This window comes from Bacillus sp. FSL P2-0099 (assembly GCF_038007445.1).
Taxonomy (GTDB): Bacteria; Bacillota; Bacilli; order Bacillales; family Bacillaceae_G; genus Bacillus_A; species Bacillus_A mycoides.
Genome location: NZ_JBBOXE010000001.1, coordinates 4,648,567 through 4,673,258, shown reverse-complemented (window position 1 = coordinate 4,673,258; position 24,692 = coordinate 4,648,567). Strand labels below are relative to the sequence as shown.

The 24,692-nt window shown below is 39.6% G+C and carries 26 protein-coding genes and 1 other annotated feature; of the genes, 17 read left to right on the top strand and 9 right to left on the bottom strand.

All coding sequences use genetic code 11. The annotated features are described in order from the left end of the window. Nucleotides 1-30 precede the first annotated feature (30 nt). A complete protein-coding gene (locus MKY90_RS24215; RefSeq protein WP_098167618.1) occupies nt 31-1,224 on the top strand; it encodes an MDR family MFS transporter in 1,194 nt (397 codons plus the stop codon). A 198-nt stretch (nt 1,225-1,422) separates the two neighbouring features. Next, nucleotides 1,423-1,641: a binding site (T-box leader), on the top strand. Nucleotides 1,642-1,706: 65 nt separating this feature from the next. Further along, complete coding sequence (leuS, locus tag MKY90_RS24210) at nt 1,707-4,115, top strand: leucine--tRNA ligase (RefSeq protein ID WP_002129511.1); 2,409 nt, start codon at nt 1,707-1,709, stop codon at nt 4,113-4,115. A 27-nt stretch (nt 4,116-4,142) separates the two neighbouring features. Here the strand turns inward: leuS and MKY90_RS24205 are convergent, their stop codons facing one another. Next, the gene (locus MKY90_RS24205) at nt 4,143-4,571 is read right to left on the bottom strand and encodes a GNAT family N-acetyltransferase (RefSeq protein ID WP_215551559.1); all 429 of its coding nucleotides are present in this window, start codon (nt 4,569-4,571) and stop codon (nt 4,143-4,145) included. Between the two features lie 155 nt (nt 4,572-4,726). On the opposite strand from MKY90_RS24205, the gene MKY90_RS24200 reads away from it, so the two are divergent. Then, nucleotides 4,727-5,770 (top strand): VrrB protein, encoded by a 1,044-nt coding sequence (locus MKY90_RS24200; RefSeq protein WP_341092749.1) that lies wholly within the window; start codon nt 4,727-4,729, stop codon nt 5,768-5,770. Between the two features lie 44 nt (nt 5,771-5,814). On the opposite strand, the gene MKY90_RS24195 is transcribed toward MKY90_RS24200, so the two are convergent. The 5 genes from MKY90_RS24195 to MKY90_RS24175 form a co-directional block, all read right to left on the bottom strand. Continuing rightward, nucleotides 5,815-6,237 (bottom strand): HAD family hydrolase, encoded by a 423-nt coding sequence (locus MKY90_RS24195; RefSeq protein WP_341092747.1) that lies wholly within the window; start codon nt 6,235-6,237, stop codon nt 5,815-5,817. Nucleotides 6,238-6,335: 98 nt separating this feature from the next. Continuing rightward, nucleotides 6,336-6,521, bottom strand: a complete 186-nt coding sequence (locus MKY90_RS24190; RefSeq protein WP_002129504.1) for a hypothetical protein — start codon at nt 6,519-6,521, stop codon at nt 6,336-6,338. Between the two features lie 90 nt (nt 6,522-6,611). Beyond that, nucleotides 6,612-7,691, bottom strand: coding sequence for a Ger(x)C family spore germination protein (locus MKY90_RS24185; RefSeq protein WP_016095960.1), 1,080 nt, complete (start codon nt 7,689-7,691; stop codon nt 6,612-6,614). Continuing rightward, complete coding sequence (locus tag MKY90_RS24180) at nt 7,667-8,761, bottom strand: spore germination protein (RefSeq protein ID WP_341092745.1); 1,095 nt, start codon at nt 8,759-8,761, stop codon at nt 7,667-7,669. The genes MKY90_RS24185 and MKY90_RS24180 overlap by 25 nt, the downstream gene beginning before the upstream one ends. A 16-nt stretch (nt 8,762-8,777) precedes the next feature. Continuing rightward, on the bottom strand, nt 8,778-10,904 hold the full coding sequence (locus MKY90_RS24175; RefSeq protein ID WP_341092743.1) for a spore germination protein: 2,127 nt from the start codon (nt 10,902-10,904) through the stop codon (nt 8,778-8,780). 152 nt (nt 10,905-11,056) lie between these two features. Here MKY90_RS24175 and MKY90_RS24170 point away from each other — a divergent pair, with 152 nt between their 5' ends. Further along, entirely contained in the window at nt 11,057-12,181 is a 1,125-nt protein-coding gene (locus MKY90_RS24170; protein WP_341092742.1) for an alpha/beta fold hydrolase, read from the top strand. Between the two features lie 48 nt (nt 12,182-12,229). Here the strand turns inward: MKY90_RS24170 and MKY90_RS24165 are convergent, their stop codons facing one another. Beyond that, on the bottom strand, nt 12,230-12,412 hold the full coding sequence (locus tag MKY90_RS24165) for a hypothetical protein (protein ID WP_002015640.1): 183 nt from the start codon (nt 12,410-12,412) through the stop codon (nt 12,230-12,232). Nucleotides 12,413-12,611: 199 nt separating this feature from the next. Here MKY90_RS24165 and MKY90_RS24160 point away from each other — a divergent pair, with 199 nt between their 5' ends. From MKY90_RS24160 to MKY90_RS24135, 6 genes are all read left to right on the top strand, one after another. Continuing rightward, nucleotides 12,612-12,917 carry a rhodanese-like domain-containing protein gene (locus tag MKY90_RS24160; RefSeq protein WP_000141214.1) on the top strand — a complete coding sequence of 102 codons (306 nt, stop codon included), beginning with the start codon at nt 12,612-12,614 and terminating at the stop codon, nt 12,915-12,917. 76 nt (nt 12,918-12,993) lie between these two features. Further along, nucleotides 12,994-13,218 (top strand): spore germination protein, encoded by a 225-nt coding sequence (locus tag MKY90_RS24155; RefSeq protein ID WP_000512595.1) that lies wholly within the window; start codon nt 12,994-12,996, stop codon nt 13,216-13,218. A 20-nt stretch (nt 13,219-13,238) separates the two neighbouring features. Beyond that, nucleotides 13,239-13,562, top strand: coding sequence for a hypothetical protein (locus MKY90_RS24150; protein WP_002167540.1), 324 nt, complete (start codon nt 13,239-13,241; stop codon nt 13,560-13,562). A 121-nt stretch (nt 13,563-13,683) separates the two neighbouring features. Further along, nucleotides 13,684-16,467, top strand: a complete 2,784-nt coding sequence (locus MKY90_RS24145) for a BclA-related collagen-like exosporium protein (RefSeq protein WP_341092741.1) — start codon at nt 13,684-13,686, stop codon at nt 16,465-16,467. A gap of 197 nt (nt 16,468-16,664) precedes the next feature. Beyond that, nucleotides 16,665-17,678 (top strand): GTP 3',8-cyclase MoaA, encoded by a 1,014-nt coding sequence (gene moaA, locus MKY90_RS24140; RefSeq protein WP_002138702.1) that lies wholly within the window; start codon nt 16,665-16,667, stop codon nt 17,676-17,678. Nucleotides 17,679-17,694: 16 nt separating this feature from the next. Then, nucleotides 17,695-18,708, top strand: coding sequence for a molybdopterin-synthase adenylyltransferase MoeB (locus MKY90_RS24135; RefSeq protein ID WP_002067678.1), 1,014 nt, complete (start codon nt 17,695-17,697; stop codon nt 18,706-18,708). A gap of 42 nt (nt 18,709-18,750) precedes the next feature. Here the strand turns inward: MKY90_RS24135 and moaC are convergent, their stop codons facing one another. Further along, nucleotides 18,751-19,236, bottom strand: a complete 486-nt coding sequence (gene moaC, locus MKY90_RS24130; RefSeq protein ID WP_341092739.1) for a cyclic pyranopterin monophosphate synthase MoaC — start codon at nt 19,234-19,236, stop codon at nt 18,751-18,753. An 83-nt stretch (nt 19,237-19,319) separates the two neighbouring features. On the opposite strand from moaC, the gene MKY90_RS24125 reads away from it, so the two are divergent. The 7 genes from MKY90_RS24125 to MKY90_RS24095 all read left to right on the top strand — a co-directional run bounded on the left by MKY90_RS24125 (nt 19,320) and on the right by MKY90_RS24095 (nt 24,002). Then, nucleotides 19,320-20,609 (top strand): molybdopterin molybdotransferase MoeA, encoded by a 1,290-nt coding sequence (locus MKY90_RS24125; RefSeq protein ID WP_341092738.1) that lies wholly within the window; start codon nt 19,320-19,322, stop codon nt 20,607-20,609. Continuing rightward, nucleotides 20,573-21,094, top strand: a complete 522-nt coding sequence (gene mobB / locus MKY90_RS24120; RefSeq protein WP_033709510.1) for a molybdopterin-guanine dinucleotide biosynthesis protein B — start codon at nt 20,573-20,575, stop codon at nt 21,092-21,094. The genes MKY90_RS24125 and mobB overlap by 37 nt, the downstream gene beginning before the upstream one ends. Further along, a complete protein-coding gene (gene moaE / locus MKY90_RS24115) occupies nt 21,091-21,555 on the top strand; it encodes a molybdopterin synthase catalytic subunit MoaE (RefSeq protein ID WP_341092737.1) in 465 nt (154 codons plus the stop codon). The genes mobB and moaE overlap by 4 nt, the downstream gene beginning before the upstream one ends. Nucleotides 21,556-21,557: 2 nt before the next feature. After that, nucleotides 21,558-21,791, top strand: coding sequence for a molybdopterin converting factor subunit 1 (moaD, locus tag MKY90_RS24110; protein WP_002089064.1), 234 nt, complete (start codon nt 21,558-21,560; stop codon nt 21,789-21,791). 99 nt (nt 21,792-21,890) lie between these two features. Beyond that, the gene (locus tag MKY90_RS24105; RefSeq protein WP_002089063.1) at nt 21,891-22,313 is read left to right on the top strand and encodes a DUF3888 domain-containing protein; all 423 of its coding nucleotides are present in this window, start codon (nt 21,891-21,893) and stop codon (nt 22,311-22,313) included. A gap of 33 nt (nt 22,314-22,346) precedes the next feature. Then, on the top strand, nt 22,347-23,204 hold the full coding sequence (gene glcU, locus MKY90_RS24100) for a glucose uptake protein GlcU (RefSeq protein WP_002129475.1): 858 nt from the start codon (nt 22,347-22,349) through the stop codon (nt 23,202-23,204). 12 nt (nt 23,205-23,216) lie between these two features. Next, nucleotides 23,217-24,002: a glucose 1-dehydrogenase gene (locus tag MKY90_RS24095; protein WP_002015659.1), complete on the top strand. Its 786-nt coding sequence runs from the start codon at nt 23,217-23,219 to the stop codon at nt 24,000-24,002. A gap of 74 nt (nt 24,003-24,076) precedes the next feature. Here MKY90_RS24095 and MKY90_RS24090 read toward each other — a convergent pair whose 3' ends face one another. Then, nucleotides 24,077-24,556, bottom strand: coding sequence for a CarD family transcriptional regulator (locus MKY90_RS24090; protein ID WP_002089061.1), 480 nt, complete (start codon nt 24,554-24,556; stop codon nt 24,077-24,079). Nucleotides 24,557-24,692: the final 136 nt, after the last annotated feature.

Below are 24,692 nucleotides of genomic sequence, written 5' to 3'. Positions count from 1 at the left end.
AACGAAAAAAAGAGAATAGGAGGGGAAACTATGCCAAGGAAAGTATGGCTATTAGTAGCTGGGATGATTATTAATGTCACGGGTGCTTCTTTTTTATGGCCTTTTAATACAATTTACTTACATGATAGTTTAGGGAAATCTTTATCAGTAGCCGGAATGGTATTAATGATCAACTCGCTTACTGGTGTAATCGGAAACTTGCTCGGCGGTGTTTTATTTGATAAATGGGGCGGTTATAAATCAATTTTAGTAGGGATCGTCATTACACTTGTATCGATTTTAGGTCTTGTATTCTTCCACGGTTGGCCGTTATATGTTGTATGGCTAGCATTAATTGGCTTTGGTTCTGGAATGGTCTTTCCATCGATGTATGCGATGGTTGGTACGGTTTGGCCAGAGGGCGGAAGACGAGCATTTAATGCGATGTATGTTGGACAAAACGTTGGTATTGCGATTGGAACAGCGTGCGGTGGTTTAGTTGCGTCGTATCGTTTTGATTATATTTTCTTAGCGAACTTTATTTTATACTTTGTTTTCTTCTTAATTGCTTTTATTGGATTCCGTGGTATGGAAGACAAAAAAGAGCAAGGAATGCAAAAAGAAGTCGAAACGAAAAAAGGGTGGTCATTTACACCTGGATTCAAAGCACTTCTTATTGTGTGTGTAGCATATGCTTTATGCTGGGTTACATACGTACAGTGGCAAGGGGCGATTGCAACACATATGCAAGAATTAAATATTAGCCTTCGTCACTATAGTTTATTATGGACGATAAACGGAGCGATGATTGTTTGTGCGCAGCCGCTCGTTAGTATGCTAATTCGCTGGATGAAGCGCTCTTTAAAACAGCAAATTATGATTGGAATCATCATTTTTGCGGCGTCGTTTATTGTTTTAAGTCAAGCGCAGCAATTTACGATGTTTCTCATTGCGATGGTGACATTAACAATTGGTGAATTATTCGTATGGCCGGCAGTTCCGACCATCGCAAATATACTTGCACCGAAAGATAAGCTAGGATTTTATCAAGGTGTTGTAAATAGCGCAGCGACTGTAGGGAAAATGTTCGGACCGGTCGTTGGCGGAGCGATTGTTGACTTATACAATATGGAAGTATTGTTTATTGCGATCATGGTAATGCTTGTAGTAGCGCTTATAGCAACGAGTATTTATGATAGACGAGTAAAAGTAGAAGAAACAGTTGAAGAAAAAATTGCAGTTTAGTTTGACGGAACATGCAACATGTTTTAGAATATATTTAAATAAATAGTAATAAAATATCCTTTGGAACAAGGGAGTTAGCTCGGCTGTCCTAAGACGAATTCGTTAGTTAGCAAGAGTAACGATTAACCGAGAAGCCCTCGCTTCAAGTAAGCTCTTAAGAGATACTAAGTGGTGGGTAGTTCACATTAACTCATATTTGTAATAACAGTGAGAAGGAGTAGTAGTAATAGAAGCTGGTTTAGAGAGTTGACGGTCGGTGCAAGTCAATCCACGTTTCGTTATGAACTCGCCTTTGAGTTGCAGTTGTGAAATCATTAGTAGCAATTGCCGTTAATCCACGTTACGGATCTAAGCGAATGTATTTATTACATTAATTTAGGGTGGTACCGCGGGAATCTATAACCTCTCGTCCCTTTCTAGGGATGAGAGGTTTTTTGTATTTTGGGCGGTGAAAATAAATAGAATTTCAAGGAGGGTATCTCATGAGCTTTAATCATCAAGAAATTGAGAAGAAGTGGCAAGGGCATTGGGAAGAGAATAAAACATTCCGTACGCCAGATGAAACAGAAAAACCAAAATTTTATGCACTAGATATGTTCCCATATCCATCAGGTGCAGGCTTACACGTAGGTCATCCAGAAGGTTATACAGCGACAGATATTTTATCTCGTATGAAGCGTATGCAAGGATATAACGTTCTTCATCCAATGGGATGGGATGCATTCGGTCTTCCAGCAGAGCAATATGCACTTGATACTGGGAACAGCCCGGCTGAATTTACAGAGCTTAATATTAATACGTTCCGTAATCAAATTAAAGCATTAGGCTTCTCTTACGATTGGGATCGTGAAGTAAATACAACAGATCCAACCTACTACAAGTGGACACAATGGATCTTCCTAAAACTATTTGAAAAAGGTTTAGCTTACGTTGATGAAGTACCTGTAAACTGGTGCCCAGCACTTGGTACAGTACTTGCAAACGAAGAAATCATTGACGGTAAGAGTGAGCGCGGTGGACATCCAGTTGAGCGTCGTCCGATGAGACAGTGGATGTTAAAAATTACAGCTTACGGAGATCGTCTATTAGAAGATCTAGATGAGCTTAATTGGCCAGAAAGCTTAAAAGACATGCAACGTAACTGGATTGGTCGTTCTGAAGGTGCAGAAGTACACTTCAACATCGACGGTACAGATGAGAAGTTCACAGTTTTCACAACGCGTCCTGATACACTATTTGGAGCAAGCTACTGTGTACTGGCTCCAGAGCATGCACTTGTTGCTAACATTACAACACCAGAACAAAAAGAAGCTGTAGAAGCTTACATTAACTCTGTTAAAATGAAGAGCGATTTAGAGCGTACAGAACTTGCGAAAGAAAAAACGGGTGTATTCACTGGTGCTTACGCAGTTAACCCAGTAAACGGTGAGAAATTACCAATCTGGATCGCTGATTATGTTCTTGCAACTTACGGAACAGGTGCTGTAATGGCAGTTCCAGCTCACGATGAGCGTGACTATGAATTCGCATCAACGTTCAATCTTCCAATGAAGGAAGTTGTAAAAGGCGGAGACATTTCGAAAGAAGCATATACAGGTGATGGTGCGCACGTAAACTCAGCATTCCTTGATGGTTTAAATAAAGAAGAAGCAATTGTAAAAATGATTGAGTGGCTTGAAGTAACAAGCGCAGGAAATCAAAAAGTAACGTACCGTCTACGTGACTGGTTATTTAGTCGCCAACGTTACTGGGGTGAGCCAATTCCAGTAATCCATTGGGAAGATGGTACAATGACAGCTGTGAAAGAAGAAGAATTACCATTAGTTCTTCCGAAAACAGAGAATATTCGTCCTTCAGGTACAGGTGAATCACCACTTGCAAACATTGAAGAGTGGGTAAATGTTGTTGATCCTGAAACTGGTAAAAAAGGTCGTCGTGAAACGAATACAATGCCGCAATGGGCTGGTAGCTGCTGGTACTACCTACGCTACATCGATCCAAACAACAGCGAAGCACTTGTAGACCCTGAAAAAGTAAAACAATGGCTTCCAGTTGATATTTATATCGGTGGAGCAGAGCACGCTGTACTTCACTTACTATATGCTCGTTTCTGGCATAAAGTATTATATGATATCGGTGTAGTTCCAACGAAAGAACCGTTCCAACAATTATTCAACCAAGGTATGATCTTAGGTGAAAACAACGAGAAAATGAGTAAATCAAAAGGTAACGTTGTAAATCCTGATGATATCGTAGCAAGCCACGGTGCAGATACACTTCGTCTATACGAAATGTTCATGGGACCATTAGATGCTTCAATCGCTTGGTCTGAAAATGGTCTTGACGGAGCTCGTCGCTTCCTAGACCGCGTATGGCGCCTATTCATTCAAGAGAACGGTGAATTGAGTGAGAAAATTACTGATGCACCAAACAAAGATCTTGAAAAAGCTTACCACCAAACAGTGAAGAAAGTAACAGAAGACTATGCAGAGCTTCGCTTCAACACAGCGATTTCTCAAATGATGGTATTCATCAACGATGCATACAAAGCTGAAACACTTCCGAAAGAATATGTAGAAGGTTTCGTAAAAATGATTGCACCAGTTGCACCTCACATCGGAGAAGAACTATGGAGCAAACTTGGATACAGTGAAACAATCACATATGCAAGCTGGCCAACATTTGATGAGTCTAAACTTGTAGAAGATGAAGTCGAAATCGTTGTTCAAATTATGGGCAAAGTTCGCACAAAACTAACAATGAGTAAAGACGCATCAAAAGAAGAAATGGAACAACTTGCACTTGAGGCAATCAAAGAACAAATTGAAGGAAAAACAGTTCGTAAAGTAATTGTTGTTCCTGGAAAACTTGTTAACGTTGTTGCAAACTAATTAATTATTAATAAAAGCTCAGAGCGTTTATGCTCTGAGCTTTTTTGCGTGAAAAATAAGCTCAGGATCACCTTCATCTAAGTTTTCGATCATTCCACTACGCATAAATCCATTTGCTTTAAAAACTTTTTGCATATTTGTATTCGATTTGTTCGTTGAAGAAAATATTTTTTGAGTAGGAGAATGTCTTAACATATATGAGATTAATGAGCTTGCATGACCTTGTCTTCTTTTCGATGGCGAAACAATGATTAATGAGAGGAAAGTATAACCAAAGAAATTTGTATCGTATGTTAGAAAACCAGAAATGGAATTGTCCTCTTTTGCAATGATGCAGGTTCCTTCATCAATAGCGTGTTTAATATAATCTCGTCTACTATCGTCTCCGATTACATCAACATCTATATGTAAGATTGAATCTAAATCGTCGATGGAAGCTTTTGCTACGTTCTCCAACGAAAACGCCTCCTTTGGAAAAATCAGTTAATTCAGTTTATCATGAATGAAGAACGAAGAAAAAGGCGCGGAATTCCCATATAGACAAACACCTATTCTTCTATAGAAAATATGATAAAAAAGGTAGGTTAAATTGAACAGAAGAGGTGAAAGGAATGAAAGGGATGGACAATAATGCACCACATGGCTTCTTCGGAGGTGGATCGGATAGTTATGGACAAATGATGTTCATGGGAGGAGATGGTCAACACGGATATGGCGGAATCCCAAGTTGGATGGGAGGAGCAGCTGGAGGATTTCCGACGTCAGTGGCGGGTGTACAAACAGGATTTCCAACGTCAGTAGCTGGAGCGCAAACAGGATTTCCGGCACTAGTAGGAGGTGCACAAGGAGGAGTTCCTGTAGGTATGCCAACTACATTCCCATCTTTCGTTGGCGGTGTACAAACAGGATTTCCTGTACCTGGCGTTGGTGTTGTAACTGGTGGGATCGGCGGATTCCCTCAAGGTGTTCACGGTCATCATGTGCATCATGAGCATCACGGCCATCACGGTCAGCATGTACATCATGAGCATCACGGCCATCACGGTCATCATCAACAACACGGCCATCATCAACACCACGGCCATCATCAACACCACAGCCATCATCAACAACAAGTACATCATCATGGTCATCATCAAATTCATCCGCAGGCTGTCCTTTATCAAACACACCAAGGTCAACATCAACACCATGGTCACCAAGGCCAGCATCAACACCATGGTCATCATGGTCACCAAGGCCAGCATCAACACCACGGTCATCATGGTCATCATCAACACCACGGCCACCATCAGCAACAAGTACATCACCAAGGTCATCATCAAATTCACCCGCAGGCTGTCCTTTATCAAACTCATCAAGGTCAACATCATCACCAAGGCCAACAGCATCACCAAGGCCAACAGCATCACCAAGGTCAACACCATCACCAAGGTCAACACCATCATCAAGGCCAACACCATCACCAAGGCCAACAGCATCATCAAGGCCAACAGCATCATCAAGGTCAACAACAGCATCAGGGTCAACAACAATACCAACAGTATCAGCAGCAACAACAGCCTTGGGCAGGTGGAATTGGAGCAGGGACGGCAGCAGGAGCAGCAGCTGGTACTGCAGGAGCAGCAGGACACGCGGGACACGTGGGTCATTAATAGACCAAAGGAAAAAAGACATAATAAAAAACTGCTAGGAGATCCTAGCAGTTTTTTTCTGCCTCTTGACGTTGGCGTTCGATTTCCGCACGAAGTTGTGGTTCCGGTGCTTGCCATCCTTCTGGTTTCATAATTTTGCTGTCGCCCTCGCGGAATCGAGGCTTTCCATCAGGGAATAGTTTTGCCATGTTAGCATTGTTTACAATTTCGAATCCTTTATCTGGACGTACGCCCATTTCTGCAAACGTTCCGAATGCAAAGTAAATAAGGTCAATAAGTGCATCATATTGATCTTCAACAGTTGTTGCTTCTAGAAATTCTTCTAGCTCTTCTTGCATAAAGCTAGCACGAATTTTTGCACGCTCTTCTGTTAGTTTTGTTGGAGTACTTGTCACAGGATGTCCGAATTCTTCATGCATTTTTGCAACAAGTTCGTATCCTTTATCTAAACCTTTTTCGTTTGTCATGTTGTTTCATCCTTTCTTACGTTATGCCGAATTTTATTGTAACATAAGGTAGTTATTAAATAAAAAGAACATCTTATGAGAAATAAGATGTTCGCTCGTTATTCTTCTTTCTTAATTAAAACGGATAAAATAAGATCGATGCCAAACATTCCGATGAGTAGCATTGGTATAACTACAAGTAAATAACGTGTGAAAGAAACATTTTTTAAGTATGTATGAGCAAATAAAAAGACGCCGAGAAATAAAATACCATTTAAAATAGGTTTTACTAATTTTTTAGACATAAGCTCCCCCGTAAATATCCCTTTTCTCTATTTAAAAATAAAAACTCCTCTTTCCGTTGTATCATGCTGGAGAGAGGAGTTCAATCATTATCATTCAATTACACCAGAATTTGTAATGTTGACAGTATATTTCACTTGAATTGGAACATCTTTATACATTCTTCGCCACTCTTCTAATTTGAATGAGCGATAATGTTGTCTATATTTTGCCCCCAGTCCAAGGGGATCAACATTTAGAGATTTAAATTGTTTAATAAGTTTTGTAGCTTTCACGTCTAATTGCTTTTCGACTGACTTAGCTATTTTTGTTGTATTTTTTTTGTTTTCTAAATTAAATTTTCTAGAGAGCTCCTGAATACGAGCTTCCATTTTCACATGAATATAGAAAGAAGGTTTTCCGTTTTTTATGTTTACTTCGTAGGTAGGGACGGAACGGATATTATTAATCATTGCATAGCCAGGATTGGTTTTAAATTCATGTGAGTCTAAGCGGTGCTTTTCTAGTAGTCCTTTGAAAACAAACATATCTTGGTACTTGATTGTTCCAACTAACTTATCCTTTTTTAAGAGACCGATACCAGTAATTTTTATTTTATCTCCATGTTTTTTCAGGATAGGCATATAAGAATCTTGTCCTTCACGGTAGTACCGAAAAGCACCTAAATATAAATTGTCAGTTGGTAAAGGGCCGGTTTCCATATTATGTTCTAACATTTTTTTTATATAAATTGCAACATTATAAGATGTACTGTATTTTCCTTTAAATAGTTCAGTACCACTTCCTTCTAATAGTCCCACATACAGTGAATTACCAATATTCACATCACGAATTAATGTGTCAAAGGAGGTGGATAATCCTTTTTTAGCAACCTTTGTTGTGAATAAGGCAACACGCATTTGACCGCTTGCGAACGGTTGCGAAGATTCTAAAGATGTATCTGCCTTTACTTGTTTTACTGCGTTTCCTGTTCCCTCATAAACTTGAACTTTATTGCCCTTTTTTTGTATAGGACAAACAAATGTAACTTTTACTTTATTATCTTTTGCTGTATCGAAGACAGTTCCTTGAATGAGTTGAACATCATCAATAATATTTTTTTGTAAGCAACCAGTTAGACTGAAGATACTGATGCAAATAAGAAGTATTAATTTTCTTTTGGTTTTTTCCATTTTCTTTTCACCCACACAATAATAAATAGAATTGGGATGTATACATATATAAGCCAAAAACTAACTTTAGATGTATTGCTAATAAAATCATTAATATCATGCCTGTTCGTTAAAAGTTGTGAAACAACTAAGGTGATAAGCATAAAGGCGATTAAAATGCTACGTTGCTTAACACGAAAGATTTCATGAGTTCCTCTAGTAGCAGCCCATAAAGGTAGAATAAAGCTCGTAACAATAACGAGAGCATAAGCGGAAATAGCAATATACTCAAGTCGCTCTATAAAAGGAAGCTTAATAACTTGTGTCATTGAAAGTTGAGACCAAATTGTTTTGAGTAGTTGTTTTTCACTAAAGAAAGTAAAAGCGAGAATAGTACTAAACAAATATAAGCAGTTAGAGAATAATGCCCCATATTGTGCGAATTTATGGGACTTCTCTGGCTCTTTAACAAACGGATAAACCATAAGAAAAATTTCAAACCCTGTCATACTATAAATAGATAGTTTGGCCGCTTTCAAAATATCGGTAAAAGAATGTGAAAACATCGGAAGTAAATTATCCCAATGTGCGAATTTCAAAATAAAAAGACTTAGAAAAAGATATCCTAAGGTCCCGCCAACAGAAATGACACAAATGCCTGTAATGACGCGGAAGCCTGATGAAATAATGTAATAACTTATTAAGCATAAAAAGAATGTGAGCATCCAGGTGGATGCACTAGGAAACATCCATACTTGAATAATTTCGACATATGTTCTAACTACAGAAATACTTACAATAAAAAAATAAGCCATAAAGATGATACTAATGCCGTTTCCTAGCCATTTCCCAAATGTTTGCCGATGTAAATCAATTAAATTTCCGTTTGTTTCTTTTAATAAGAAATACATCACCCATATAAGAATATGGATACCGATTCCTGTAATTAAAACTCCCATCCAGCCGTCGTATCCAGCTGCCTTTGCAATGATTCGAGCGAATCCGAGAACACCAGCACCAAATTGTGCACCGTGAATTAAAAAGAAAACGAAGACGGGTGATATTTGGTGTTCTGCTTTAATTTTACTCATCGATGCACCTCATTTCTTAATCATCAAAATCTGACGTATGTTTTGTAGAAATTCCATTAGTTGCTTTCTTTACGTGTTGCGGTCTTGCTTGAACATCTCGAGTATCAATCATTGTTAATGGAAAACGAATCCAAGAATCTTTAAAGGATTGTTGTCTCGTTGGATAAAAGAGAGCGTACGGCTTACGTAAAGAAGTAAGTCTAAACAAATGGGTAAATAAAAAGATAAATCCAAGAGATATACCGAAGAGCCCACCTATTTCTGCAAAGGCGAGAAATGGGAAACGCAGTAAACGAACGGCGTTACCCATTTTATAAATGGGCGTAATAAAGGAAGCTAACGCTGATAAGGCAACGATAATTAATAAAATATTACTCGTTAAACCAGCTTGCACGGACGCTTGTCCGATTACGATACCGCCTACAATACCGAGCGTTTGTCCGACCTTCATAGGTAATCGCGCGCCAGCTTCTCTTAATAAATCAATCGCAAGTTCCAAGAAAAGTGCTTCTATTAAAGGGGGGAATGGTACTTGAGCCCTTGATAAAATCAATGTTTCAAGTAAGTCACTCGGAACTAATTCATAATGATAATTCAAAACTGCAACGTATAATGGTGTCGCGCAAATTGAGAATAAAACAGCGATTAGCCGTAAAATCCTTGAGAATGTAGCATATAACCAAGAAACGTTATAGTCTTCTGGTGAAATGAAAAAATCGAAATATGATACAGGCGTTAATAGGACACTAGGAGAACCATCAACAAAAATAGCAATTTTTCCATCAATAAGTGCTTTTGTGACTCTATCAGTGCGTTCTGTATTTATATAGAGAGGAAAAATTGACTTTTCACCCATTAATTCCTGTATATAAGCACTATCGTTAATTTGATCATATTCAAGAGCTCGAAGTGATTCTTCTAGAAAGTCTACATTATCTTTTTCGGCAAGGTTGTCTAAATACATCATGATAACCTTTGTTTTTGAAAACTCTCCGATAATCATCTCTTTTGTGTGTAAATCTAAAACAGGAAGACGTTTTCGTACTAAATTAATATTCGTATCAATATCTTCAACGAATCCTTCTTGTGGCCCGATAACGGTGGATTCATTTAATGGAGGAGTTGGTGCACGATAATTATCAATTGCAATGTTTGCAAGCATACATTTTTGATCTTGCTGATTTAATTGAATAATTGCATGTCCCTTTAAAACCATGTCCTCAATTTTTTGTAAGTCGTTCGTAATCGTTATACCACTCATTGGAATATGTTCTTTTAATTCTTCTAATGGAGCGCAAGGACGTTCCATTAGAGTAGGCATTAAATACTTTTGCAATTTCTCACCGTCAAGTGAAGGGCGATAGTAAGAAATCCAATAAGGCATCGTTTCATCGTCAGATGTATGGTAATTAACAAAATCACTAGACTGTTTCAGCTTCTTTATTAAATCTTGTAGAGAATGAATATGGTCACTTTCTGGTTTGCTAAAGTCATAAATGCTGTTACTTCCTGAACTTTGCTGTTTGTTTTGAGAATTATCATCTTGCTTAGAATTTTGCTGCTTGTTTTGAGAAGTATCATCTTGCTTAGAATTTTGCTGCTTGTTTTGAGAAGTATCATCTTGCTTAGAATTTTGCTGTTTGTCTTGAGAAGAGTCCTCTTGTTTAGAACCTTGCTGTTTGTTTTGAGAATTATCATCTTGCTTAGAACTTTGTTGTTTGTTTTGAGAATTATCCTCTTGTTTAGAGTTTTGCTGTTTGTCTTGAGAAGAATCCTCTTGTTTAGAACTTTGCTGTTTGTCTTGAGAAGAGTCCTCTTTTTTAGAACCTTGCTGTTTGTTTTGAGAATTATCCTCTTGTTTAGAACTTTGTTGCTTGTTTTGACAATTATCCTCTTGCTTAGAATTTTGCTGCTTACCTTGAGAATTATCCTCTTGTTTAGAACTTTGCTGCTTGTTTTGAGAATTATCCTCTTGTTTAGAGTTTTGCTGTTTGTCTTGAGAAGAATCATCAGTTTGTTCCGTACTTTTTGGCTCGTCATTCTTATCTTTGTTATGTTCCTTTTGATCATCAGATTGTTGTTTCGAATCATTTGTCTCTTTTGTACTTGAATTTTTTTTCTTACGTAACCAATTCCAAATCATATGTATGCCCTCTTTGATCTTGTAATATAGTGCTATTTTGTGGCTATTTTTGTATATTATTCATTTATTTATGAAAAGAAGAAGGAGAATGCTTTCCGTAGAAAAAATCCTTTAGTAAGGAGTTTATAATATGACGGGAAGAAGGCGAGTCTGTGCAAATTGTAAAAAAGGAGAAGTTTGTTTTAAAAGAATTTGTGTTTGAAAATGGTAGGGAAATTCCTGTTCAAATGGGGTATGAGACGTATGGCACTTTAAATAGAGAAAGATCAAATGCGATTTTGGTTTGTCACTATTTTAGTGCAACAAGTCATGCGGCAGGAAAATATACAGAGCATGATGAGGAAGCTGGTTGGTGGGATGGATTAATTGGACCTGGAAAAGCAATTGATACAAATAAATATTTCGTTATATGCACTGATAACCTTTGTAATGTACAGGTGAAGAATCCCTACGTAATTACAACGGGACCAAAATCGATAAATCCGATGACTGGTTTTGAGTATGCGATGGATTTTCCAGTTTTCACATTTTTAGATGTAGCACGTATGCAATATGAGTTAATAAAAGATATGGGGATTGCTAGGCTACATGCTGTAATGGGACCGTCGGCAGGTGGGATGATTGCGCAGCAATGGGCTGTTCACTATCCTCATATGGTAGAGCGAGTGATTGGAGTTATTACGAATCCACAAAATCCAATTATAACGTCGGGAAATGTAGCGCAAAATGCGATTGAAGCAATTCAGCTTGATCCAAACTGGAAAGGTGGAAAGTATGGAGAAGAGCAGCCGACGAAGGGTCTTCATTTAGCAAATCGAATGATGTTTATGAATGCGTTTGATGAACATTTTTATGAAATGGTATTCCCGCGGAACAGTATAGAAATGGCACCTTATCAGGAATTTTCTGCATTAACATCATTTGAGAAAGAGATTAATAAAGTGACATGCAAAAGTATAGATTTAGTAGATGCAAATTCGTGGATGTACACTGCGAAAGCAGTCTTATTACATGATATTGCGCATGGATTTTCTTCTTTAGAAGAGGCTCTTTCTAATATAGAAGCGAATGTACTCATGATTCCGTGCAAACAAGATTTACTTCAGCCACCTCGTTATAATTATAAAATGGTAGACATTTTGCAAAAACAAGGGAAGTACGCAGAAGTGTATGAGATAGAAAGTATAAATGGGCATATGGCTGGGGCATTAGATGTTCATTTGTTTGAAAAGAAAGTTTACGAGTTTTTAAACCGGAAAGTATCTAGTTTTGTGTAGGAAATAATTAATGTGGAAAGGTGCATGATTTATAGTAGGCACCTTTTTTTACATGATTTGCAGACGGAAAATATATGAAGCGACTGATAAACCGAAGAAAGCTATACTAAGTAATAGAAATAAGAATGACATTTCTTGAGGGGATTTTATCTTTTTATTATTTTTCATACTAAGAGCAATAACTGCAAAAACTAAGAAAATGATGCCCATAATGAAAAGAAAAAGTGTCATTTTAACTGGCTCCTTTCATCAAACAAGTATATTGAGGATACAATGCGTCAGTTATGTTTGTAAAGAATAAGTTTTGCTGGAAAATTGAGAAATAAATGTTCCATTCTTTGCGTTCCTTCCTTCGCGTGCTAAAATTGATGAGAAATGATTGTTTAAAGAAGAAACTGAAGGTTTTATTGTATATAAGGAGGAACTACATATGACAGAAGTAAAAACAATTACTACAGAAGAAGTGCAAGAGCGTTTAGAAAATGGAGAAACATTATTTTTAGTAGATGTAAGAGAAGATGAAGAAGTAGCGGCAGGGAAAATTCCGGAAGCTGTACATATTAAAATGGGCGATATTCCAAATAAAGTAGATTTCTTTGAGAAAGAGAATGAATATATCTTTATTTGCCGTTCGGGAATGCGTAGTGAAAATGTATGCCATTATTTAAATGAGCAAGGATTTAAAACAGTGAATATGGTTGGCGGTATGCTTCAATATGAAGGCGAAACTAAATAAGTAGCTGCAAAAACTTGAAACGAGTCTGTTTCAAGTTTTTTTCTTTTGCATACAGTATACAAAAGGGGGAGGGGAAATGGGAATTAACATGCGTAAAGTAAAAATTATTAATAATACAGGAGCTGTTAATGTCGGCGACTGTTATGATATCTCACCTTTAGCTGTGGCAAAAATATATGCTGGTGCTGGAGGATCGAGTGCGGCTGTTTTTTTAAATGGGAAACGACAGCCAGAAGCTGTGATTAGAACATCAGTGTTTCTTCCGCCATTAGCGACGAGTACACGTACATTAGGTGCATAAAGGAAAGGTAGAGTGTAAGTATGCCTGCACGTATTAAAGAATTTATTATCGTTAATAACACTGGGAATATATTTACAGGGGATAATTTGAGTGATACTTCATTTACTGCTACGAAATCGTATAGTGGTTCAATGGGTTGCACTTGGATTGATGTTGTTACAGTAATAGGGACGGAGACGAAGCTTTGTTTACAGCCAGGCGATTCTGTGACGACAACATATACACGAGGAACTCCTGCTGGTACTTTAACAGGAACAAATATGGGGCAAAGTGTAAATGCATCGGGTATAGCGCAAGCTGTCCCGAATACAGATAATATGGATTCAATTGCGGGACTCCCTTAAGGAATTAAGGGAGTTTTTATTATTTAAAATAAAAATAGTCTTTGAGATTGTTTTTGTAAATACATATTAAGAAGAAGAGGTTTGTTTAAAGTAAAAAAGATGGTGTGTAGGTGGTGAAAGTGTGAAAGAGCGCGATAGACAAAATTCATTAAACTCTAATTTCAGAATTTCACCGAATCTTATTGGACCTACCTTTCCTCCCGTTCCAACGGGATTTACTGGCATTGGGATTACTGGTCCAACCGGTCCACAAGGCCCGACTGGCCCACAAGGACCAAGGGGATTTCAAGGTCCGATGGGGGAGAGGGGCCCGACAGGACCTCAAGGAGTGCAAGGGATTCAAGGACCAGCTGGACAAATGGGTGCAACAGGACCAGAAGGAAAGCAGGGACCACAAGGATTAAGGGGACCACAGGGAGAAACTGGAGCGACAGGACCTCAAGGAGTGCAAGGGTTACAAGGTCCAATTGGTCCAATCGGAGCGACTGGGGCACAAGGCATACAGGGCATACAGGGATTACAAGGACCGATTGGGGCAACAGGACCTGAGGGGCCTCAAGGAATTCAAGGTGTGCAAGGGTTACCAGGGGCAACTGGTCCACAAGGGATACAAGGAGCTCAAGGGTTTCAAGGACCACAAGGACCGAGTGGAAGTACGGGTCCGACTGGAGCAACAGGTCAGGGGCTAACCGGCCCGACAGGAATAACAGGTTCAACAGGGATAACAGGTCCATCAGGAGGACCTCCTGGTCCAACCGGGCCGACTGGAGCAACAGGTCCTGGAGGTGGACCGAGTGGAAGTACAGGGGTGACTGGAGCAACAGGAAATACTGGAGCAACAGGTCAGGGGCTAACCGGTCCGACTGGAAGTACAGGAGAAACCGGTGCACAGGGCCCGCAAGGAATACAAGGAATACAAGGAATTCAAGGGTCAATTGGTCCAACCGGTCCAGAAGGCCCACAGGGCATTCAAGGTATTCCTGGTCCGACAGGATTGACGGGTGAACAAGGAATCCAAGGTATTCAGGGGATCCAAGGGATAACGGGAGCAACAGGAGATCAAGGTCCTCAAGGTATACAGGGAGTTATAGGACCTCAAGGTGTAACAGGAGAAACAGGAGATCAAGGTCCACAAGGAATACAAGGGGTACCAGGTCCATCAGGAGCAACGGGACCACAAGGAGTTCAAGGGATTCAAGGTCCGATGGGGGATATAGGACCAACAGGTCCAGAAGGTCCAGAAGGACTTCAGGGCCCGCAAGGAATACAAGGAGTGCCAGGACCAGCTGGAGCAACAGGTCCAGAGGGCCCACAAGGAATTCAGGGAATTCAAGGGCCAGTAGGAGCGACAGGTCCAGAAGGTTCACAAGGAATACAGGGAATTCAAGGGGTTCAGGGGGTAACTGGAGCAACAGGAGTACAAGGAGCAACCGGAATTCAAGGGGTACAAGGGGAAATAGGCGCAACTGGTCCAGAGGGTCCCCAAGGAGTGCAAGGTGCTCAAGGAGCGATCGGTCCAACAGGTCCGATGGGGCCACAGGGAGTGCAAGGAATCCAAGGAATTCAAGGACCAACGGGTGCACAAGGAGTGCAAGGTCCTCAAGGAATTCAAGGAATCCAAGGTCCGACCGGAGTAACAGGAGATGCGGGAGCAACAGGGGAAGGAACTACAGGCCCAACGGGTGTAACAGGCTCAACAGGGGTAACAGGACCTTCCGGAGGGCCAGCAGGGCCGAGTGGCCCAACAGGTCCATCAGGTCCGACGGGAGTGACAGGTCCATCCGGTGGACCACCTGGTCCGACAGGAGCGACAGGTGTAACGGGAGGAGTAGGAGATACGGGAGCAACAGGGGCGACGGGTGTGACTGGAGCAACTGGAGTAACTGGTGCAACCGGAGCAACGGGGCTGCAGGGTCCACAAGGAATACAAGGAGTACAAGGAGACATAGGCCCAACCGGTCCGCAAGGTGTTCAAGGTCCACAAGGGATCCAAGGTGTAACAGGAGCAACCGGAGATCAAGGTCCTCAAGGGATACAAGGTCCCCAAGGAATTCAAGGGCCAACCGGTCCACAAGGAATTCAAGGAGCACAAGGCCCGCAAGGGATACAAGGGGCAACAGGTGCAACTGGAGCACAAGGTCCACAGGGAATTCAAGGGATACAAGGAGTGCAAGGTCCGACCGGTCCACAAGGCCCAACTGGCATTCAAGGTGTGCAAGGGGAAATAGGTCCAACAGGTCCACAAGGTGTGCAAGGCTTGCAAGGCCCACAAGGACCAACCGGAGCACAAGGTCCGCAAGGAATTCAAGGTCCAACGGGAGTAACGGGAGTAACGGGAGCGACAGGTCCCCAAGGGATTCAAGGCCCGCAAGGAATCCAAGGTCCAACGGGAGCCACTGGAGCAACGGGTTCACAAGGTCCAACCGGGGACACGGGTCCAACAGGTTCACAAGGAATCCAAGGTCCAACTGGCCCAACAGGAGCAACCGGAGTTAGTACAACCGCGACGTATTCATTTGCAAATAATACTTCAGGAAGTGCTATTTCCGTGTTGTTAGGCGGTACGAATATACCATTACCGAACAATCAAAATATTGGACCCGGAATAACAGTGAACGGTACGAATACTATATTTACGGTTGCGAATGCAGGTAATTATTATATAGCCTACACAATTAATATAACAGCAGCTTTACTTGTAAGTTCGCGTATAACTGTAAATGGAAGTCCGCTAGCAGGAACAATAAATTCACCGGCAGTGGCTACAGGTTCATTTAATGCGACAATTATTAGTAATTTAGCTGTGGGCTCTGCTATTAGTTTACAGTTATTTGGATTACTTGCAGTGGCTACATTATCTACGACAACGCCAGGAGCTACTCTAACTATTATTAGATTAAGTTAATAAGCAAAAAAACCTTGGAACTTTTATGTTTCAAGGTTTTTTATCCCTCTATTTGTGGGCTAATAATCAGTGGGGATGGACAAAACCCCCACTGATTAAAGTTTCACTTTATTCACTTGAGCAAAAACATCGCGGTTCAAAAATATATTATAATAGAATGAAGAGAGGTATAAATTTGGCAGAAAGGGAGAGTGGCGATGCAGGAGAAGGTTAAAGATTTTTTCGGACGCCCACTTCAAGATTTACGCATCTCTGTCATTGATCGTTGTAATTTACGGTGTACGTATTGTATGCCAGCGGAAGTGTTTGGTCCTGATTATGCTTTTTTGAAAGATGAGTTTTTACTGACATTTGATGAAATAGAGCGATTAGCAAAAGTATTTGTTAGCATCGGTGTACGGAAAATTAGACTTACTGGTGGCGAACCCTTGCTCCGTAAGGACTTAACAAAACTTATCGAACGTCTCGTGAAAATTGACGGTTTAGTAGATATAGGATTAACGACAAATGCGATTCATTTAACGAAGCAAGCGAAGGCGTTAAAAGAAGCTGGGTTACACCGAGTAAATGTTAGTTTGGATGCGATAGATGATAATGTGTTCCGCGCAATTAATGGCCGGAATATGAATACGAAGCCAGTGTTAAAAGGAATTATGGCAGCGAAAGAAGCAGGCCTTGAAGTGAAAGTAAATATGGTTGTGAAAAAAGGAATGAATGATCATCAAGTACTTCCGGTTGCTACGTATTTTAAAGAACAAGGAATCACGCTTAGATTTATTGAGTTTATGGATGTTGGCAGTACGAATGGATGGAATTTTGATCAAGTTATTACGAAACGAGAATTAATTGATATGATTCATGGGGTGTATCCAATTGAGCCAGCTGAAGCTCATTATTTTGGTGAGGTTGCGAAGCGGTATCGATACGTTGGAACGAATGTAGAGGTTGGTTTTATTACCTCCGTTTCTGAGTCATTTTGTTCTTCTTGTACGAGAGCAAGAATTTCGGCAGATGGAAAGTTTTATACTTGCTTGTTTGCAACAGAAGGAATGGATTTAAGGAAACTTCTGAGGGAGAACCTTTCGGATAATGAGTTATTAAAAGCTATACAATATGTATGGGAGAATAGAAAAGATCGATATTCAGATGAACGGACAGAAGAAAGTGCGAAAAATCGTCCGAAAATTGAAATGTCTTATATAGGAGGATAAGAAAGGGGGATGTCGTATGCAAGAGCGATATTCAAGACAAATGTTATTTTCTGGTGTTGGGGAAGAAGGGCAACGGAAAATAAGAGGGAAGCATGTACTCGTTATCGGTGCTGGTGCGCTCGGAGCAGCGAATGCAGAAGCAATTGTTAGAGCAGGTGTTGGAAAAATTACAATTGCGGATCGTGATTATGTAGAATGGAGTAATTTACAAAGGCAACAATTATATACAGAAGAAGATGCGAAGCATTATAAGCCGAAAGCGATAGCGGCAGCAGAACATTTAAAGGCAATTAATTCCGAAGTAGAAATTGTACCGGTTGTGACTGATGTAACGGTGCAAGAAATGGAAGAGTTAATTAAAGGTGTAGATTTAATATTAGATGCGACAGACAATTTTGAAACGCGCCTTCTTATTAATGATATATCCCAGATGTATAACGTTCCGTGGATATACGGAGGATGTGTTGGAAGTTACGGAGTAACTTATACAATCTTGCCAGGAAAAACGCCGTGTTTTCGATGTTTAATGGAACATCCGGCGAGCGGAGCGACATGTGATACGGCCGGTATTATACAGCCAGCAGTGCAATTAGTAGTTGCACATCAAATAACGGAAGCCTTGAAAATATTAGTAGAAGATTTTGAGGCACTTCGTGAAACGATGCTATCATTTGATCTTTGGAATAATCAACAGATGGCATTTAAAGTGAATAGGCAGAAAAAGGATACATGTTTATCCTGTGGAAAGTTACGTACATATCCGAGTTTAACATTTGAAGCACAAACGAAAACAGAAGTATTATGTGGGCGAAATACAGTTCAAATCCGTCCAGGTGTGCGTCAGGGTTTTAATTTAGAAGAAATTAAAAAGCGCTTACAAAAAAGTGTGGATGTAAAAGCAACGCCATATTTATTGTCATTTCCGGTGGAAGAATATCGTTTTGTTTTATTTACAGATGGTAGGGCGTTTATTCATGGTACGAATGATATGAATGTTGCAAAACGACTATATGCAAGATATATAGGTTGAACCTAAAGGAGAGTCCTTTAGGTTCAAATGGAAAAGATAGGATTAAGAATTTCTAATATAATCTCCATTTTTTCCGCCCGTTTTTTCAAGTAAGTACGTTTCGCCAATAATCATACCCTTATCAACGGCTTTACACATGTCATATACAGTAAGAGCGGTAGCGGAAGCAGCTGTTAAAGCTTCCATCTCAACGCCGGTACTACCTTCTGTTTTAACTTTTACTTCAATAAGTAGCCGATATTGTTCTTCTGACTGTTTCCAATCGAAAGAGACGTCAACACCTTTTAATAATAAAGGATGGCACATTGGGATAATATCAGAAGTACGTTTTGCAGCCATAATACCTGCGATTTGTGCGACGGCTAATACGTCACCTTTACCAATTTCGTTGCGTGAGATTTTATCAAAAATTTCTTTTGTAACGAGAATGTTAGAGCATGCTATTGCTGTTCGAACGGTTATTTTTTTGTCACTTATATCAACCATTTTAGCGCGCCCTTGGTCGTTGAAATGTGTGAATGAAGACATGGAATTCCTCCTTGAAGTAATTGCGATTTAATATATAAAGTGTAATCGAGATTAGATATTTTGCAAATATGAGGTGAGAAACAATGGTAGAAAAACGAATCCCGATTCAAGTTGCTGAGGCTGTAGAGCGGGTTATGAAATATGCTAAGCATGGTGAAGTAGAAGAAGTTTCTATTACAGAAAGTTATGGGAGGATTCTTGGAGAGGATGTTGTCTCAGATCACGACGTTCCTCACTTTGATCGTTCTCCTTACGATGGTTTCGCAATTCGAGCAGAAGACACGAAGGAAGCGAGTCAAGAGCAGCCGATTGAATTTGAAGTAATAGGAGAGATCGGAGCAGGATCTGTTTTTACAGAAGAAGTAGGGGCTTTTCAGGCGGTTCGTATTATGACAGGAGCAGCTATTCCAGAAGATTGCAATGCAGTCGTAATGCTAGAACTGACGGAAGGATTCGAGAGGAACGAAAGTACATATATGAAGTTAAAACGTCCTTTCCAAAACGGTGACAATGTGTCATTTAAAGGAGAAGATATAAAACAAAATCAAGTCCTCGTTAAGAAAGGTGTCGTAATCAATCCAGGTGTTGCCGCATTATTAGCGACGTTTGGATATAGCACTGTGAAAGTTGTAAAACAGCCTGTTGTCGGTATTGTAACGACAGGAAGTGAATTACTAGAAGTGCATGAGGCGTTAGAGCCAGGGAAAATTAGAAATAGTAACTCTTACATGATTGCCGCTCAAATTATGAAAGCTGGCGGGAAAGTGAGTTACTATGGACAACTTGCCGATGAGTTAGATGCATGTTTTACAGCTGTTAAATCAGCGATGGATGAGGTTGATATTTTAATTACAACGGGCGGTGTTTCAGTAGGGGATTACGACTATTTGCCAGCTATTTATGAAAGGTTACAGGCGAATGTACTCTTTAATAAAATAGCGATGAGACCGGGGAGTGTAACGACAGTAGCTGAAGTTGATGGAAAGCTACTCTTTGGTTTATCAGGTAATCCGTCAGCTTGTTATGTAGGTTTCGAATTATTTGTGCATCCAATTATGAAAACGTATTTGCATGTGAAGGAGCCTCACGTATATAGAACTGATGCTATTTTACAAAAAGATTTCCCGAAACCAAATCCGTTTACTCGTTTTGTAAGAGCGAAAGCGAGTATTGTTAATGGGGCACTACAAGCGATGCCAGTCGGTTTAGATAAATCGAGTGCGGTCTCTTCACTTGCGGATGTAAATGCTTTTATCGTGCTGCCTGGAGGAACGAGAGGATTTGAAGCAGGAATGAAAGTGTCTGTATTATTGTTAGAATGCTCTGAGGGAAGTGATTGGCCGTGGACAAATCCTCTTCAATCTTACAAATAGTAGGGTATCAAAATAGCGGGAAAACAACACTTGTAGAGAAGATGGTGCATGCATTAACTGAAAGAGAAATGAAGGTTGCTACAATTAAACATCATGGTCACGGGGGCTTTCCTGAAGTAGCGCAAAAAGATAGTGAAAGACACAGAAAAGCTGGTGCTGTAGTAAGTAGTGTAGAAGGTGCCGGATTACTATCTTTGTCCTCTTTGCGAGATGAATGGTCCTTGCAAGAAATTATCCGCTTGTACGAATTTTTTGAAGTAGATACGATTTTAATAGAGGGCTATAAAGCTGAGAACTATCCGAAAGTAGTGTTACTTCGTTCTGCGGAAGACGCTGAACTTTTACATAAAGTAGAAAATATAGCGGCAGTTATTACGTGGTATGATGCTTCGTCAAATGTACGAGAAGAATATAAAGTATTTCATATAACAGAAGAAAAATTGTATATAGACTGGTTTTTACAAACGGCTAGGGGTGCAAAATGATAAATACGTATTATGAAGTAATTGATACAGAAATCTCGATTGAAGAGGTGACAAAGAAAGTAGTTCGCCGTGAATGTGGTGCTGTTACAACATTTATCGGGACAGTTAGGGAGTTTACGAAAGGGCGTCGTACACTATACTTAGAGTATGTAGCTTATAAGACGATGGCAGAAAAGATGCTACAGAAAATTGGGTCAGAAGTGAAGGAGAAGTGGCCCGGTACACATGTTGCGATTACGCATCGCATCGGCACGCTGCAAATTTCTGATATAGCGGTTGTTGTTGCTGTATCAACACCTCATCGCAAAGAGGCTTATGAAGCGAATGAATATATTATGGAGCGTATTAAGAAAATTGTTCCAATTTGGAAAAAGGAGTTTTGGGAAGATGGTGACTCATGGATTGGTGACCAATTAGAAAAAACACCATATCCAGCAGGAGAGCCTGGGAAGGGGTTATAAATATGATTCGAGTATTGTTATTTGCGAACTTGCAAGAAGAAGCAGGAACGAGTGAATTACAAATAGAGAAAGAAAATATTACTGTTGCAGAGTTAAAAGATATTGTTGCGAAAGAATATAATGTACCAGTGTCAGCGCCAATTATGGTTGCGATTAATGAAGAGTACGCAAATGAAGATGACACGATACACACTGGTGATGTAGTTGCACTAATACCACCAGTGAGTGGTGGTTAATATTGGATTTATGCTATAAAAAACGACTTTCCTAAATAGGGAAAGTCGTTTTTTTATGGCATTTTGGAGAACACTATCTTATAGGAAAAGGAGGAAGTTATGAAAAAGATATGTGTAATGATTGCAATGATATGTTCTGTTTTTTTCTTTTCTCCAAGCAATTCTTTGGCAAAGGAATCGACGGAACAGCTTTTAGAAAGTGCGTTACTGAATCGATATTACTCGGTTATAAGGCAAGTGACAGAAGATCAATATGAATGTGACTCAGTTACAAATATAAAGCGTCTAGGCAAGAAAGATGAGTTTGTTCCTAGGTTTGAAGTTACGATACAATTTCTTACATTTCAAGGGGCACATAATCCGCCGAATGATAAAGTTACACTTACTTTGGAAGACAATTTAGATCACATAAAGATAAAGAAAGTGGAGCGAGAAAAGAATGTTTCTGGTGCTATTGTAGAAAAGATTTGTGCACGAAAAAACGAAAAAATAAAAGCTCACTCTAATGATTTAGAGCGATAACCTATGACATTTTGTAGAGAAAGGTAATGAGCGATGGATATACTTCTAGCAATTTTACCAGCTATATTTTGGGGGAGTATTGTGCTATTTAACGTGAAACTGGGCGGGGGACCGTATAGTCAAACGCTCGGTACAACGTTCGGTGCACTTATCTTCTCAATTGTCGTTTATATTTTTATGAAGCCGGTATTAACTCCGACCGTTATTGGAGTTGGAATTGTATCTGGCTTATTTTGGGCACTTGGTCAAGCGAATCAATTAAAAAGTATTGATTTAATGGGTGTTTCTAGAACGATGCCGATTTCAACAGGGCTTCAATTAGTCGCAACAACATTATTTGGGGTTATCGTGTTTCATGAATGGTCAACGACGATATCGGTCGTTCTTGGAGTTTTGGCGCTCGTTTGTATTATTATCGGGGTTATTTTAACATCGCTTCAAAGTAAAGAAGAGAAGAATGCAGAGCAAGCAGGAAATTTTAAAAAAGGAATTATTATTTTATTAATTTCAACAGTCGGTTATTTAGTTTACGTAGTAGTTATCCGGTTATTTAACGTGAACGGTTGGTCGGCTTTATTACCACAAGCGGTCGGTATGGTATTAGGCGGGATTTTACTCACATTTAAACATCATCCATTCAATAAATATGCGATTCGAAATATTCTTCCAGGATTGATTTGGGCAGCTGGAAATATGTTTTTATTCATTTCACAGCCAAGAGTTGGGGTCGCAACAAGCTTTTCCCTTTCACAAATGGGAATTATTATTTCGACGCTTGGCGGGATTTTTATATTAGGTGAAAGGAAAACGAAGCGTCAATTAATTGGGATTGTTATTGGTATCGTTTTTATCATTGCAGCTGGAATTATGCTGGGGATTGCGAAAGGTTAAGGAGGTATTAAAATGTATAGCGATTTAGAAGGGAAAGTCGTCGTTATTACAGGATCAGCAACTGGTCTTGGAAGAGCCATGGGAGTAAGATTTGCTAAAGAGAAGGCGAAAGTTGTTATTAACTATCGCTCAAGAGAGTCAGAAGCGAACGATGTATTAGAAGAAATAAAAAAGGTAGGTGGAGAAGCGATTGCTGTAAAAGGTGATGTGACGGTCGAGGCAGATGTTGTGAATCTCATTCAATCTGCTGTGAAAGAGTTTGGTACGCTCGACGTTATGATTAATAATGCAGGGATAGAAAACGCGGTACCGTCGCATGAAATGCCGTTAGAGGATTGGAATAAAGTAATTCATACAAATTTAACAGGTGCTTTTTTAGGAAGTCGTGAAGCGATTAAATATTTTGTGGAACACGATATTAAAGGTTCGGTTATTAATATGTCTAGTGTTCATGAGAAAATCCCGTGGCCATTATTTGTGCATTATGCGGCTAGTAAGGGAGGGATTAAGCTTATGACAGAAACGTTAGCGTTAGAATATGCACCAAAAGGTATTCGGGTAAATAATATTGGTCCTGGTGCAATTAATACGCCAATTAATGCTGAAAAATTTGCTGACCCGAAAAAACGTGACGACGTAGAAAGTATGATTCCAATGGGGTACATTGGAAAACCTGAAGAAATCGCAGCAGTAGCAACGTGGCTCGCTTCAGCAGAGGCAAGTTACGTAACTGGAATTACGTTATTTGCAGATGGTGGAATGACTCTATACCCATCGTTTCAAGCGGGGCGTGGGTAATATGAAAGGCCAAAGAGATTTAACTCTTTGGCCTTTTTTACGCAAAAAAAAATAGCGGTCGGCTATTTTTAAAATTAATGATTGATTGTATCTTGAAGAAATTCTGTTGCTTGATGTTCTGAAACATTCTGTACGAGCGCAACTTCACTAATAACCATTTTACGCGCATTATCTAGCATTTGTTTTTCGCTCGCATTTAATGCTCTTTCTTTATTGCGACGAAGTAAATCACGAACAACTTCTGCACTATCTTGAAGATTGCCGTTCTTCATTTTTTCCATATTCATTGTATATCTTTGTTTCCAAGAGAGTGAGGGGTCTGATTCCCCATGATGAAATTCAAGAAGTATACCATCTAACGTACCTTTATCGACGATATAACGTATACCTGATTTTTGTAATTGATTCATCGGAAGCATTACTTGCATATCTTTACTAATGATGCGTATAACACAATATTGACGCGTAGTGCCTAATATTTCTTTCTCTTCAATTGCTTCGATGATTCCTGCACCGTGCATTGGATAAACGATTTTATCACCAATTTGAAACAAATCATCCACCTCCGTATGTGGTAACTACTTTTAATGATAACATACTAGGATAAAAATGTCAAATTTTATATAATATCACATCTGATATGCTGTAGTCAATATATAAAAGTCGTTTTTTTGTTTGTTTTTTTGCTCT